Origin of the sequence: Salmonella sp. NW177, from assembly GCF_051811585.1 — a bacterium.
Taxonomy (GTDB): Bacteria; Pseudomonadota; Gammaproteobacteria; order Enterobacterales; family Enterobacteriaceae; genus Salmonella; species Salmonella enterica.
Genome location: NZ_JAMMZV010000002.1, coordinates 498,612 through 511,652, shown reverse-complemented (window position 1 = coordinate 511,652; position 13,041 = coordinate 498,612). Strand labels below are relative to the sequence as shown.

12 protein-coding genes are annotated in these 13,041 nt (G+C 44.0%); 3 read left to right on the top strand and 9 right to left on the bottom strand.

Features of this window, described 5'->3' with window-relative positions:
• Positions 1 to 4: 4 nt before the first annotated feature.
• Both prgI and prgH read right to left on the bottom strand, forming a co-directional pair.
• Positions 5 to 247, bottom strand: coding sequence for a type III secretion system needle filament protein PrgI (gene prgI / locus NA986_RS09135; protein WP_000235228.1), 243 nt, complete (start codon positions 245 to 247; stop codon positions 5 to 7).
• A 24-nt stretch (positions 248 to 271) separates the two neighbouring features.
• A complete protein-coding gene (prgH, locus tag NA986_RS09130) occupies positions 272 to 1,450 on the bottom strand; it encodes a type III secretion system inner membrane ring protein PrgH (protein WP_023216114.1) in 1,179 nt (392 codons plus the stop codon).
• Between the two features lie 315 nt (positions 1,451 to 1,765).
• Between prgH and hilD the strand changes: the two genes are divergently transcribed.
• The 3 genes from hilD (at position 1,766) to iagB (ending at position 5,945) form a co-directional block, all read left to right on the top strand.
• Entirely contained in the window at positions 1,766 to 2,695 is a 930-nt protein-coding gene (gene hilD, locus NA986_RS09125; protein WP_000432699.1) for a transcriptional regulator HilD, read from the top strand.
• Between the two features lie 1,088 nt (positions 2,696 to 3,783).
• A complete protein-coding gene (gene hilA / locus NA986_RS09120) occupies positions 3,784 to 5,445 on the top strand; it encodes a transcriptional regulator HilA (RefSeq protein ID WP_023216112.1) in 1,662 nt (553 codons plus the stop codon).
• Positions 5,446 to 5,462: 17 nt separating this feature from the next.
• Positions 5,463 to 5,945 (top strand): SPI-1 type III secretion system invasion protein IagB, encoded by a 483-nt coding sequence (iagB, locus tag NA986_RS09115; RefSeq protein WP_000558930.1) that lies wholly within the window; start codon positions 5,463 to 5,465, stop codon positions 5,943 to 5,945.
• 53 nt (positions 5,946 to 5,998) lie between these two features.
• Here iagB and sptP read toward each other — a convergent pair whose 3' ends face one another.
• The 7 genes from sptP to sipC form a co-directional block, all read right to left on the bottom strand.
• Positions 5,999 to 7,630, bottom strand: a complete 1,632-nt coding sequence (gene sptP / locus NA986_RS09110; protein ID WP_000922307.1) for an SPI-1 type III secretion system effector GTPase-activating protein SptP — start codon at positions 7,628 to 7,630, stop codon at positions 5,999 to 6,001.
• Positions 7,617 to 8,009, bottom strand: coding sequence for a chaperone SicP (gene sicP, locus NA986_RS09105; protein ID WP_023216111.1), 393 nt, complete (start codon positions 8,007 to 8,009; stop codon positions 7,617 to 7,619). The genes sptP and sicP overlap by 14 nt, the downstream gene beginning before the upstream one ends.
• A gap of 26 nt (positions 8,010 to 8,035) precedes the next feature.
• Complete coding sequence (locus tag NA986_RS09100) at positions 8,036 to 8,296, bottom strand: hypothetical protein (protein WP_072206347.1); 261 nt, start codon at positions 8,294 to 8,296, stop codon at positions 8,036 to 8,038.
• Positions 8,297 to 8,339: 43 nt separating this feature from the next.
• Complete coding sequence (locus NA986_RS09095; RefSeq protein ID WP_001055579.1) at positions 8,340 to 8,588, bottom strand: acyl carrier protein; 249 nt, start codon at positions 8,586 to 8,588, stop codon at positions 8,340 to 8,342.
• 18 nt (positions 8,589 to 8,606) lie between these two features.
• The gene (sipA, locus tag NA986_RS09090; RefSeq protein WP_023216110.1) at positions 8,607 to 10,664 is read right to left on the bottom strand and encodes an SPI-1 type III secretion system effector SipA; all 2,058 of its coding nucleotides are present in this window, start codon (positions 10,662 to 10,664) and stop codon (positions 8,607 to 8,609) included.
• Positions 10,665 to 10,682: 18 nt separating this feature from the next.
• Positions 10,683 to 11,714: an SPI-1 type III secretion system needle tip complex protein SipD gene (gene sipD / locus NA986_RS09085; RefSeq protein WP_000932241.1), complete on the bottom strand. Its 1,032-nt coding sequence runs from the start codon at positions 11,712 to 11,714 to the stop codon at positions 10,683 to 10,685.
• Between the two features lie 70 nt (positions 11,715 to 11,784).
• Complete coding sequence (gene sipC / locus NA986_RS09080) at positions 11,785 to 13,014, bottom strand: SPI-1 type III secretion system needle tip complex protein SipC (protein ID WP_000909028.1); 1,230 nt, start codon at positions 13,012 to 13,014, stop codon at positions 11,785 to 11,787.
• Positions 13,015 to 13,041 lie beyond the last annotated feature (27 nt).

The following is a 13,041-nucleotide window of genomic DNA, read 5'->3' as shown; positions in this document are numbered from 1 at the left end:
CTGATTAACGGAAGTTCTGAATAATGGCAGCATCAATATCCTTAAAGACTTTTACCGTGTTCGATTGCGCGTTACGGTACAAGTTATATTCCGAGAGCTTACTCTGATACGCCGCCAGTAGCGCCGGATCGGAGGGTTTTGCTGCTAATTTATCCAGCGCCTCTGTTACCTGCGTTTGTAGATTATCAACGCCCGTATCAAATTTTGCTGAGACGTCATCCAGATAGCCTGACCAAGGTGTTGCCATAATGACTTCCTTATTTGCGTTAAATTAAAGTGGGCTTGGGAAATACCAATGGCCTGGGCTCATTTTGATATAACCTTCCGCCCCGTACTGAAATGAGCGCCCTTTGAGCCAGTCATCTTTTAATTCGATCGCAAACTGCACATAGCGTCCTCCCCATGTGCGGTAATAGCTATCGACAAATTGACGGGCTCTGAGTATTTCTACATCATCGAGCGCCCCCTGAATAACAAACGTTACGCCCCCCTTATGATTCCTGCGGGAATAAGGTAACGCCTGCTGTTTTAGCCCCGCTTCGGCCTGGCCTGCGGCGGTAACATCGTCCATCAACGTGATGTTAACCGAATCCGCGTAAGGCATTAGCGCTCTCAGCTTTTGACTTAACACCTCGAGCTCTTTCTTGCTCATCGTGTTTCGCTGGCGGCTTAGCCAGAAAACGGGTTTACGCGGCTCATCGAAATGAAGCCGATAATAAGCCAGCTGAGGATAATAGGTATCCAGCCAGGTAGAGATACGCTTATTTTCTTCGTTTTCGTTAATCACTCGCGCATTTTTATCATAATCGCCCCTCGCTAAAACCTGACGAGCCCACAGCGTATCTCTTTCATTTTGCGCAGCGACATAGAGCATTTTGTCCCGTCCTGGCAACACCTGAAAGCGCTCTTTCTCCTGCCCCAATAACGAATCGAGCTCTGCGGCCTGCCGCTGCGGCGAGTTAAGTATCCATAACGTCCCCACCGTCCCAATTCCCAATATAAAAAACCCGGCCAGTGCGGCTACAATTCCGTTTTTAAAACGCGGCTCGTTCTTTTTTTCAGACGTTTCTAACTTCTCAGGCTGCTCGGGCACCCACGGCTCGCTTTCCGGGCGAATCAGGATAAGCAATTCACCGACCTGTATTGGTGTATTTAATTGCACCGAACGAGATTCAGAATTTCCTTCTTTCAGCTCATGGAGTATAATTTCGGTCGCATCCGTATCCACCTGGATTTCAAAATTTACTCCGCCATGGTCCAGCGGGATAAAAAAGCTATCGGCAGGTATATCAGGGAGTTGGCCTGAAGCAGTGAGCGCATCACTCTGACCTACCACAAAGAGTGTTCGGCCTGTCAGCAATGGAAACTCACAGCCGTTCAGTGAGCTGTTAAGTAATCGAACTATGTATGGCCCAGGGCTTGTTATCGTCTTCTCTTTTGATGTTTCCATATATACTGTTAGCGATGTCTGTCGTTCTCGATAGCAGCAGATTACCGCACAGGACACAGGGATTCCTGATGAAAATAGAATGAAAAGTGAGAAATAAAATCAATTTATTCTGTATAATGCGTCTCAACACATATTAAAAGAACCATCATCCCCATTGGAGCTTAAACTACTGTAGATAAATTACCCAAATTTGGGTTCTTTTGGTGTAACAATCAGACCATTGCCAACACACGCTAATAAAGAGCATTTACAACTCAGATTTTTTCAGTAGGATACCAGTAAGGAACATTAAAATAACATCAACAAAGGGATAATATGGAAAATGTAACCTTTGTAAGTAATAGTCATCAGCGTCCTGCCGCAGATAACTTACAGAAATTAAAATCACTTTTGACAAATACCCGGCAGCAAATTAAAAGTCAGACTCAGCAGGTTACCATCAAAAATCTTTATGTAAGCAGTTTCACTTTAGTTTGCTTTCGGAGCGGTAAACTGACGATTAGCAATAATCACGATACGATTTACTGTGACGAACCTGGGATGTTGGTGCTCAAAAAAGAGCAGGTAGTTAACGTGACGCTTGAAGAGGTCAATGGCCACATGGATTTCGATATACTCGAGATACCGACGCAACGACTTGGCGCTCTCTATGCACTTATCCCAAACGAGCAGCAAACAAAAATGGCGGTACCCACAGAGAAAGCGCAGAAAATCTTCTATACGCCTGACTTTCCTGCCAGAAGAGAGGTATTTGAACATCTGAAAACGGCGTTCTCCTGTACGAAGGATACAAGCAAAGGTTGCAGTAACTGTAACAACAAGAGTTGTATTGAAAATGAAGAGTTAATTCCTTATTTTCTGCTGTTCCTGCTTACTGCTTTTCTCCGACTCCCGGAGAGTTATGAGATCATCCTTAGCTCGGCTCAGATAACGTTAAAGGAGCGCGTTTACAACATTATATCTTCGTCACCCAGTAGACAGTGGAAGCTTACGGATGTTGCCGATCATATATTTATGAGTACGTCAACGCTCAAACGGAAACTTGCAGAAGAAGGTACCAGCTTTAGCGACATCTACTTATCGGCAAGAATGAATCAGGCAGCAAAACTTTTACGCATAGGCAACCATAATGTTAATGCTGTAGCATTAAAATGTGGTTATGACAGCACGTCCTACTTCATTCAATGTTTCAAAAAATATTTTAAAACTACGCCATCGACATTCATAAAAATGGCGAACCATTAACATTTTTTGTATCAGTCACTCAAGTAAAGATTTTTATTAAAATTGTAATAATTTAAAATTCAGACTGCGCATTAACACGCTATATCAGGATGGGAGGCTATTCAACATCATTGTTCTGTCCGGAAGACAGCTTATACTGATATCTCTGGTAATTTAAAGTAAGGCTGATTATATAACACGATTTTTGTGAACTTGTCATCGCTATGATGACTGGTAAACCGATATTGCCTTATTCACAGCGTAAGAATTCGTCCAGATGACACTATCTCCTTCCGGCTTTAACCCTGTGGATTAAGGCCGGCATTTTATTCATATTTATACATCATCCGTTCCCTCTGAGAACTATTTGCCTGAACGGTCTACACCGAAACAGTCACGCTTGTTAGCTTCTGCCTGGCATACCTCTTCTCTTCCTCCTGATATCGATATAATGCCAGGGGGCCAGCCTGAGGATGATACTGCTCATAAACCCCCTGCCTTTTTGACGCGATAGCTGAAGGGAGTAAAGAAAAGACGATATCATTATTTTGCAAAAAAATATAAAAATAAGCGCACCATTAAAAACAGTTTTTCATTTATATTTTGGAACCTAAGACAAATTACACTCTTAAACTTTCAACGAATGGTCATTTAGTGGAAATCTTCGAGAAAAATGGTTCTGATGGTGTAATTATCAGACCATTAACCATGAAGATATAATAAGCAGCATTTACACCCCCAAAAAATGCAGTAAGATAGCTACAAAACTAATCTCTATTGCAATGAGGCCAAGTTAAATATGTAAATATTTAGATGCCCGGCGCTGACTCTCTGCTCCAGGATATACGACAGCGTCCATTCAATAATCACGGTTAGTTATAACAATATTATTACCAATATGTCAGTTATTTAAAGCACAGGCATAAGCTAAATAATCAAATGTTAAAAACATATAAACCCGAGCCCGTACAATATGACATTAAGCTCATAATAAAAGCTCAACCTGACCGTTAGTACTAACAGCAGAATTACTGAAACAGTAGATTCTATCCTAACGACTTGTATTAGTTATTATAACTTTTCACCCTGTAAGAGAATACACTATTATCATGCCACATTTTAATCCTGTTCCTGTATCGAATAAAAAATTCGTCTTTGATGATTTCATACTCAACATGGACGGCTCCCTGCTACGCTCAGAAAAGAAAGTCAATATTCCGCCAAAAGAATATGCCGTTCTGGTCATCCTGCTCGAAGCCGCCGGCGAGATTGTCAGTAAAAACACCTTACTGGACCAGGTATGGGGCGACGCGGAAGTTAACGAAGAATCTCTTACCCGCTGTATTTATGCCTTACGACGTATTCTGTCGGAAGATAAAGAGCATCGTTACATTGAAACACTGTACGGACAGGGCTATCGGTTTAATCGTCCGGTCGTAGTGGTGTCTCCGCCAGCGCCGCAACCTACAACTCATACATTGGCGATACTTCCTTTTCAGATGCAGGATCAGGTTCAATCCGAGAGTCTGCATTACTCTATCGTGAAGGGATTATCGCAGTATGCGCCCTTTGGCCTGAGCGTGCTGCCGGTGACCATTACGAAGAACTGCCGCAGTGTTAAGGATATTCTTGAGCTCATGGATCAATTACGCCCCGATTATTATATCTCCGGGCAGATGATACCCGATGGCAATGATAATATTGTACAGATCGAGATAGTTCGGGTTAAAGGTTATCACCTGCTGCACCAGGAAAGCATTAAGTTGATAGAACACCAACCCGCTTCTCTCTTGCAAAACAAAATTGCGAATCTTTTGCTCAGATGTATTCCCGGGCTCCGCTGGGACACAAAGCAGATTAGCGAGCTAAATTCGATTGACAGTACCATGGTTTACTTACGCGGTAAGCATGAGTTAAATCAATACACCCCCTATAGCTTACAGCAAGCGCTTAAATTGCTGACTCAATGCATTAACATGTCGCCAAACAGCATTGCGCCTTACTGTGCGCTGGCAGAATGCTACCTCAGCATGGCGCAAATGGGGATTTTTGATAAACAAAACGCCATGATCAAAGCTAAAGAACATGCGATTAAGGCGACAGAGCTGGACCACAATAATCCACAAGCTTTAGGATTACTGGGGCTAATTAATACAATTCATTCAGAATACATCGTCGGGAGTTTGCTATTCAAACAAGCTAACTTACTTTCGCCCATCTCTGCAGATATTAAATATTATTATGGCTGGAATCTCTTCATGGCTGGTCAGTTGGAGGAGGCCTTACAAACGATTAATGAGTGTTTAAAATTGGACCCAACGCGCGCAGCCGCAGGGATCACTAAGCTGTGGATTACCTATTATCATACCGGTATTGATGATGCTATACGTTTAGGCGATGAATTACGCTCACAACACCTGCAGGATAATCCAATATTATTAAGTATGCAGGTTATGTTTCTTTCGCTTAAAGGTAAACATGAACTGGCACGAAAATTAACTAAAGAAATATCCACGCAGGAAATAACAGGGCTTATTGCTGTTAATCTTCTTTATGCTGAATACTGTCAGAATAGTGAGCGTGCCTTACCGACGATAAGAGAGTTTCTGGAAAGCGAACAGCGTATTGATAATAATCCGGGATTATTACCGTTAGTGCTGGTTGCCCACGGCGAAGCTATTGCCGAGAAAATGTGGAATAAATTTAAAAACGAAGACAATATTTGGTTCAAAAGATGGAAACAGGATCCCCGCTTGATTAAATTACGGTAAAATCTGAGAGAGGAGATATGCATTATTTTTTTATCATCGTAATCTGGTTGCTTAGCATAAATACAGCATGGGCTGATTGCTGGCTTCAGGCTGAAAAAATGTTCAATATTGAATCCGAACTACTTTACGCTATCGCCCAGCAGGAATCGGCGATGAAACCTGGCGCCATTGGTCATAACCGAGATGGTTCAACCGATCTTGGCCTGATGCAAATTAACAGCTTCCATATGAAAAGGCTGAAAAAAATGGGGATTAGTGAAAAACAGTTGTTACAGGACCCCTGCATTTCTGTCATTGTGGGCGCATCCATTTTATCAGATATGATGAAAATCTACGGTTATAGCTGGGAGGCCGTTGGCGCTTATAATGCGGGGACGTCACCGAAACGATCGGATATAAGGAAACGTTATGCTAAAAAAATTTGGGAGAATTACAGAAAATTAAAAGGGATGTCAGCAGAAGAGAAAAACAAAAGACTTTCTATCGCGGTAAACAAATAATGAGACAGGAATAGCTTACTTTCAGATAGTTCTAAAAGTAAGCTATGTTTTTATCAGCTTGCCGTCGTCATAAGCAACTGGGCTTGCATTGCTTTTAGTTGTACAAACTGTGAGGCGTCTTCCAGCATTCTATTGTTCCGTGAATCCCGGAAATCTGCACGTACCTGCTCCAGATTACTATGAGGATTATCCTTAAGTACAAGGGCCGCCGCCATCGTTCCGGTTCTCCCCACTCCGCCCAGACAATGAATCATCGGTAAATGCTTATCTGGTGAACTACGCCCCGGCGCGCCATTTTGGTTACTATTTTTCACAATATCCGCCAGGTATTCTAACTGATTAGTAGACGGTAACGGCTGGTGATCTGGCCAATTTTTGACATGTAATACCGGGATTGTATACCGCTTTTCTCCGCAGGACAGTTGCATATTGTATTGGTCTACCGCACCTCCCTGACTGGCTGAGCTCACTTTTTGGCTGTTGGTATGCACCTCGCCAAAGGTGTAGCTCCCTCTGAAATAGGGTGGTAATTGTTTTGCCTGCATCTGATCTTCCGACGTTAACACCACCAGGCACGAACATTCTTTTTCAAGAAGCATTTTCATATGCGCTTCCAGCGCATCCGGCGTATTTTTTGGGTACGAACCGGCTAATGCCACAGGCTTACCGTCAAAAGTTAACGTATTCACTGGCACAGGCATTCCATCGCTCAGTTTCACCTGGGTTTGCTGATTAATTGGAATGCTGCTGACCGCAAACCGTGCCAGGCCCAGTGTCGGTCCGCTCATCGTCTGTGGCATTGGCGCGCCGGCTTTTATTTTCTCAAGTTCAGCTGTAACGTTTTTCAGTTCTTTAGCAATAACGTGAATTTTTTTTACAGCCTGGGTTAATTCATGGGTAGAGGCTTTATCAATCCACCTCTCAACCACTCCCCCACAGGTTCCCCATTGTGAGAACCTGTCTGCTCCTATCTGAATATTTGTTAACGTTGTAACATAATCATTAAGTTGTTTAGCCTCTGGAATTTTATTTAAATTCTGTAAATTCGTCATTAATGAACGCAGCGGGCCGTTACCTGAAGCCATCTCCTGGAAGTTTTCTCGCAGGCTATTTCCATCCATTTGTTCCAGTTGCGGTAATGTTCTTTTAAGTCCCTTTAGCGCGATATCGAGTAAAGGTTGCTTACTTTCTGCTCCAACATCGTTATTTTTTTCTGCCACTTTTGTATCGCCGCCTTTTATGACTAAAGCGGCATTCCTGACACCAACATTATCCTTGCTATTAATAAGGTTTATAAACCCTTCGTCGGCAGCTTTTACACACTCCGTGATCTGCACTGCTAAACGTTGGGTAAGGGGTTTGTTCATATTTATACGGGACATTAACAGTGCGTCATTAACCGCTGTTTCCCCATATTTTTCCGTTAGTGCATGGAGAAATGTCTGTAAAATCTTTTGGTCCTGTACTCTGATATTTTCCGTATGTTTTTGCACCACTTCAGTGTTTTTAAATAACGGCATTTTTCCAAGCCAGGTTAATACTTTTGACGAAAATTTTTCAGGCGCAACATATGCCTTATCAGTATTTTCCTTAGCAATATAAAGTCGGGCATCATTCGACACACCAACTTTTGAAAACGAAGACAACGTTAAATTATTCAATTTTCTCTCCTCATACTTTAGCATATTCCTGCAGTATGTTTTTGAGCGCTTCCTGCTGATTCACAAATGACTCAAGCTGCGATATAATATGGTAAGTATTTGTCAGATCGGTAATTGCATGTATAAACAACAACGTCTCTGCAGCATCAATATACGCTAACGTACCTTCATTATTCGCAGCCAGTTCACCATTAATCACCATAATCTGCCGCCAGATAGAATCGCCACAAACAGGCGATAACGGTATAATCATACCGTTCAATAACCAGATATCATCTTTAGCTTCAATAGACGTAAAAATATCTCTATCGAGTAGTAATAAGCACTGATTGTTGTCGTCAAAAGTGAGCGGTAAACCCAATTTCTCACCAATATTAGCGATAATATCCTGGTGTGCTTGCAATTTACTTTCCTCTTGAATTATATCTTTTATAAGATTGCTTCTTCAAATTTAATCTGGTTACACAATGACTTGATACTTTTTCGCGCCCATCGCCGGGCGCAATATTTCTCTCCTTTAATCCAGTAGAATAGCCATTCACTACGCATCGGAACACATATCAGCAGCTCCTTCGGATCATTTTCAACATGACGTAACTTGCCTTTAATAACAAAACGCGGACTGTCAGCAATATCATCATATATTGCAGCCATACCTGAACCGGGTACTACATGTGTGATGATTTTCATAACAATTAATCTTGTTCAATTGTTGTCGAGCGAGAGAAAAATACTACACCCTGGACTCAAGACTTTTTTTAACAACACGGCATATATCCGCAAAGGTCGTCATATCCGGAAGATCGTTTTCATTGCAACTAATGTCAAACTCCTCACTAAGCCCAAATACAATATCAATTAAATCCAATGAGTCAGCATAAAGATCCTCAACCAGATGGGTCTGACCATTGATACTATCAACATCAACGGCAATACAGGAGGTGATCACTTTTTTGACTCTTGCTTCAATATCCATATTCATCGCATCTTTCCCGGTTAATTAACGCTGCATGTGCAAGCCATCAACGGTAGTAATAACCCGATCCACGCCAGGTTTATTCAGGTATGACTCGTAAGCTGGGCCAGCTCGCCAGCTACCGTCTCCGATAAGGCCGTCCAGCACATTACTTAACACATAGTCAGTTTCCCCTTTTTGCCTGGTCAACCCCGCCTCTCTGGCAAACTGCAGTGCAATCTCAGCCAGTTTTTCTTTTTGTGGATGATGAGTAATGACCTCTTTAAGCGTATCCATTTTCGCTTTCAATTCTGGGTGCTTGTCAATATCGCTACATTGCGCTTTCAACGCTGCACTCTTTATCGTGTCATTGGGTAATATTTCCCCACGCAAGCCGTCAAACGCTCTGCGTACAGGGAACGGTGTGGAGGTATCCGGCTCCAGGGCTTTACGTATCACACCCAAAAACGCCTCACGGGCGTTGAAATGTATTGAATGCATATTCGTAACGCTCGGTACTGTTGAGAGGAAACTATTTTGCTTAAACTTCAAACCAGAAAATGGGCCAGTCTTATCTGTCTGGCTATTATCATTATCGGTCGTACCGGCTTTATTACCTGTAATTACCGTCGAGTCTGATTGTAAGGTATCGATTTTAACATTCTCGACGCCAGCCAGTTGACTGGCAAGCGGCTTCACATTCACAATCTCTGCCGTCTGGCTTTGCTGTTTATTATCATCAACGCCGTGCACCGTGGCCTGTACCGGCTTGCCGATAATGCTCTTGCTGGTTACGCCATCGACTTCATCAAAAGAGGGGGTTTCACCCGTAGTGCCCTTTTCTGACGTGACCACCTTTCCATTTTTACTTTCGGATGAAGAGTTGGTCACAGCCTCTGCCGTCGCATGAGCCGTGACGTCAATTTTACCCGCGATGCCATGGTCAATTGCCCCTGTGCTGGCGCTGTGTGCCGTCTCCGTTTGATGCGTAGTCGAATCCACACGCGAATGACTATGACTTACGTTGCTGCTGTTAGTCGAATGGTGTGACTCGCCATGGCGTTGGCTGTTATCAATAAATGTTCGGCTATTATCAATCGTCTTCCGGCTATTATCATGGTTGCTATTATCGATATGGCGCTGGCTATTATCGACATGGCTTCGGCTATTGTTAATATGCTTACTGTTATCCACGCTATGGCTACTGCTATCAATATTAATATTGATATTAATACCCGTAGGTTCTGCTTTTTTCCCACCATCAGGTACTGGTCCAGCCGCAGGTTCCGGAATTTTAGGGTCAGGCAGTTTATCTGCAGGAATTTGTGCAAAAACATTACGTAGCAGCAGGGGTATCAACGTTTGCGTTTCAAGGTGCCGGGCTTCCCGTCCTACGCTGGTACCCTGCTCTTGCGTTAATTTTTGGTGGCACATATCAAGCGCCTCAACCGCCTTCGCCGCCGCTTTGTCAACAAGCTGCGTAAGACTGCTGCGGGTTAACGGATCCAACGTACAGCCAAAGTTATGTTCAATGCAGCTGGCAATATAGGGCATCACCTCCTGCATAACAAGATTCGTCGATAATTTACTTAATTCACCGCCAGTGTTATTTTTGATGATATCTAACAGCTGCTTTTCCAGGTTTTCCAGCTTCGCTTCCGCTTTCTTTGTTTCTGGCAGCCATGGCCCAAAAGCTGACTTTTCTTTCAGGCCATCTTTTATGATTTGCGCGGTATACTCTGCCCCCACCTTCATCAGTAGCGTCTTCGCCGCAGGAGAATCACTGGTGGCGTTGAGCGCTGAACGAAAGAGCCCGGCAAACTCCATTATCGCTTTCTTACCGGCGACATTATTTGAATTGGTAAAAACTTCTTTTAACGCCTCAGCGTCTTTCCCGCATTTAAACAACGCATCCAGACTCGCCTGTTTGATCAGCGCGGGAAAATCTTCCAGTTGCGGGCCTCTAATTTCCCCTGACAGCGTCGTTGTGGCACTTTCTCTGACTGCGGAAAGATTCGCCGCAAGATTCGTGGCCTGCGTTTTGATCTCGGTCTGCATACCTGGCATTATGACGGGGGGCTGAGTCCTTACACTTGTAACCATTATTAATATCCTCTTCTGTTATCCTTGCAGGAAGCTTTTGGCGGTTTCCAGGCTGCTACTTATCGTACTGCTCAGCACTTTTACCAGGTTGTCGTATAATGAATTGGCATTGCTATATTTTTGCGTCAGCGTCTGTAATGTGGTTTTCAGATTTTCTTCCTGCGCTTTAAAACCCGACTGCCAGGCTTGATATTTGGCGTTATCCATTTCGAGTTTTGAATCTTTTCCCGGCGCGCCTAAACCATCAATATCCTGAACCATTTTTTGTAATGGCGTCAGATCAACGGTGACGACATAACCGGATCCATAAGATTTCAGGCAGCTATTCGGCAAATTCAATTCACTGAGCCACTGTCTCGCTTCCGCTTCAGTAGCTACTTTAACGCCGCTGCCTGACTGCGCTGGGAATAAAACGGTATTACTGTTTATTTGATTATATTTATTGACTAAACTGTTTAAATCATTTTTGAGTGAGGTAACATCTAGCTTAACGGTATTACCGTCCTTACCTGGTAATAACCAGCCTCCCATTTTGGACAGAATGTCACTGAAGGCCTGATAAAAATCGGTATAGACTGCGACAACGTTTTCATAAACGCCCAGATAGCTGTCACCTATCGCCGATATATTTTGGGAAACCATATCCCAAATCTCAGCATCAGAAATGGTTGTTCTCGGCTGCGCCATAGGCGAAGCGCTAAATAAGGCCGACGTCGGCGCAGAAAACGCGCTCCGCAGGTTCTCATTTTGTTCTGCGGATAATGACACGCCAGACTTCGCCAGCGCATTCAGGCTGCTGGTCAACTGCTGGCGCGCCAGCGTGCGCTCGTCATTATTCTCTTCAGAGATCGGTGGCGTTGACTGCAGCGTCTGCTGTGCCTGCTGGATTTTAGTAGCCGCCTGCGATAATGAAATGATATCTGTACCGCGATGTTCTGTGGTAGACGGTACCACGGCAATCTCGGCGTGCTCGCTCGCCGAAGGAGTCTGCGGCCGTTCGGCAACGATCCCCGGATGAGGAGAAGCGGAATAATTTTGAATATTAAGCATAATATCCCCAGTTCGCCATCAGGAGCGCGATTAAATCACACCCCTGATGGCGTATAGATGACCTTTCAGATTAAGCGCGAATATTGCCTGCGATAGCAGCGAGTGCGGATGCTTTCGACTGGTTAATGCTCTCCATTGTTTTCAGCATTTCCTGAATCAGGCTGGTCGATTTACGTGAACTTTCACGGGCTTCGTCCGATGCGGTGCTGGCAACCCGGTTATTCACCTGGCTAATTTGCTGCTCGGAACGTTCCTGAGTAGCGGCGTACTGCCCGGACGCCCCTGCAATACCACCGACCGTAACTGAGTTTTTCATAATCAGATCGCCCGTCATCTGCATCTTGCGCGCATCGATTCGGGTCATATCCATGGTATTCTGCTCAAGACGAATATCGGATTCGACAGACTCAAGACGTTTCGACAGAATAGCCTGATGTTCAGGGGAGATTTGTTTATTACTGTCTTTAATACCCAGACTTTCCGTGGCGCTGGTTCCGGCATTAGATTTAAGCGTCGCATCATTAAGATTTTTCGTCGCATCGGTACCGGTTTTCTTCATATTTAACGATTTCAGAGAATCGACGCCTTCAGCACCGAGTTTGACGCTATTCTGCCCGTTCAGCACGTTTTTAATACTGTGGCTTTCAGTGGTCAGTTTATCGATCTTCGCGGCATTATGTTTAAGCGCGCCTCTTTCATTCTGCAGCCCCTTATATTCCAGTTTGGCGCCCACGCCAGTGATCCCCAACTGAAGCGCGCTCTGGGAAATACTACCGGACAACGCATTCATCCCTTCGCGCATCATGGAGCTTGCCGTCGTTTTAGCTGCATCAAAGCTGACTAATGACAACTTACCAGACAGTTTGCTATCAGCCTGGTTCAACGTCAGCATTAACGTATTCGCGGCAGCCAACAGCGCAACGGCACTGGAAGACATTCCGCTAATATCAAAAAACTTTCCGACTTCTGCCTGCTGCTCGCGTAACTGGGTTTGCACAACCTCATTCGCTTTAGTCGTGACATTATTTGCCAGAGCATTCAAATCCTGATTCATGTCGGTATTTTGAATACTGGCTTTTAAAAAGGACGTGATCGTTCCGGGGGTTTGCGTTAATACCCCTGGCGCAGGCGCGCTCAGTGTAGGACTCAACCCCAGGTCACTGACTTTACTGCTGCTAATACCAATACTATTCAGAATATCTTTAGCGCTAACGGATTGCGAAGCTGTCTGTGAACTATTCTCAACAGAATGATTATTTAAATAAGCGGCGGGATTTACTCCCACATTACTAATTAACATATTTTTCTCCCTTTATTTTGGCAGTTT

Coding starts and splice junctions, on each gene's coding strand:
- sipA (WP_023216110.1), bottom strand. CDS start 10,664: ATGGTTACAAGTGTAAGGACTCAGCCCCCCGTCATAATGCCAGGTATG.
- NA986_RS09100 (WP_072206347.1), bottom strand. CDS start 8,296: ATGAAAATCATCACACATGTAGTACCCGGTTCAGGTATGGCTGCAATA.
- sipD (WP_000932241.1), bottom strand. CDS start 11,714: ATGCTTAATATTCAAAATTATTCCGCTTCTCCTCATCCGGGGATCGTT.
- sptP (WP_000922307.1), bottom strand. CDS start 7,630: ATGCTAAAGTATGAGGAGAGAAAATTGAATAATTTAACGTTGTCTTCG.
- NA986_RS09095 (WP_001055579.1), bottom strand. CDS start 8,588: ATGAATATGGATATTGAAGCAAGAGTCAAAAAAGTGATCACCTCCTGT.
- sipC (WP_000909028.1), bottom strand. CDS start 13,014: ATGTTAATTAGTAATGTGGGAGTAAATCCCGCCGCTTATTTAAATAAT.
- iagB (WP_000558930.1), top strand. CDS start 5,463: ATGCATTATTTTTTTATCATCGTAATCTGGTTGCTTAGCATAAATACA.
- hilD (WP_000432699.1), top strand. CDS start 1,766: ATGGAAAATGTAACCTTTGTAAGTAATAGTCATCAGCGTCCTGCCGCA.
- hilA (WP_023216112.1), top strand. CDS start 3,784: ATGCCACATTTTAATCCTGTTCCTGTATCGAATAAAAAATTCGTCTTT.
- prgI (WP_000235228.1), bottom strand. CDS start 247: ATGGCAACACCTTGGTCAGGCTATCTGGATGACGTCTCAGCAAAATTT.
- prgH (WP_023216114.1), bottom strand. CDS start 1,450: ATGGAAACATCAAAAGAGAAGACGATAACAAGCCCTGGGCCATACATA.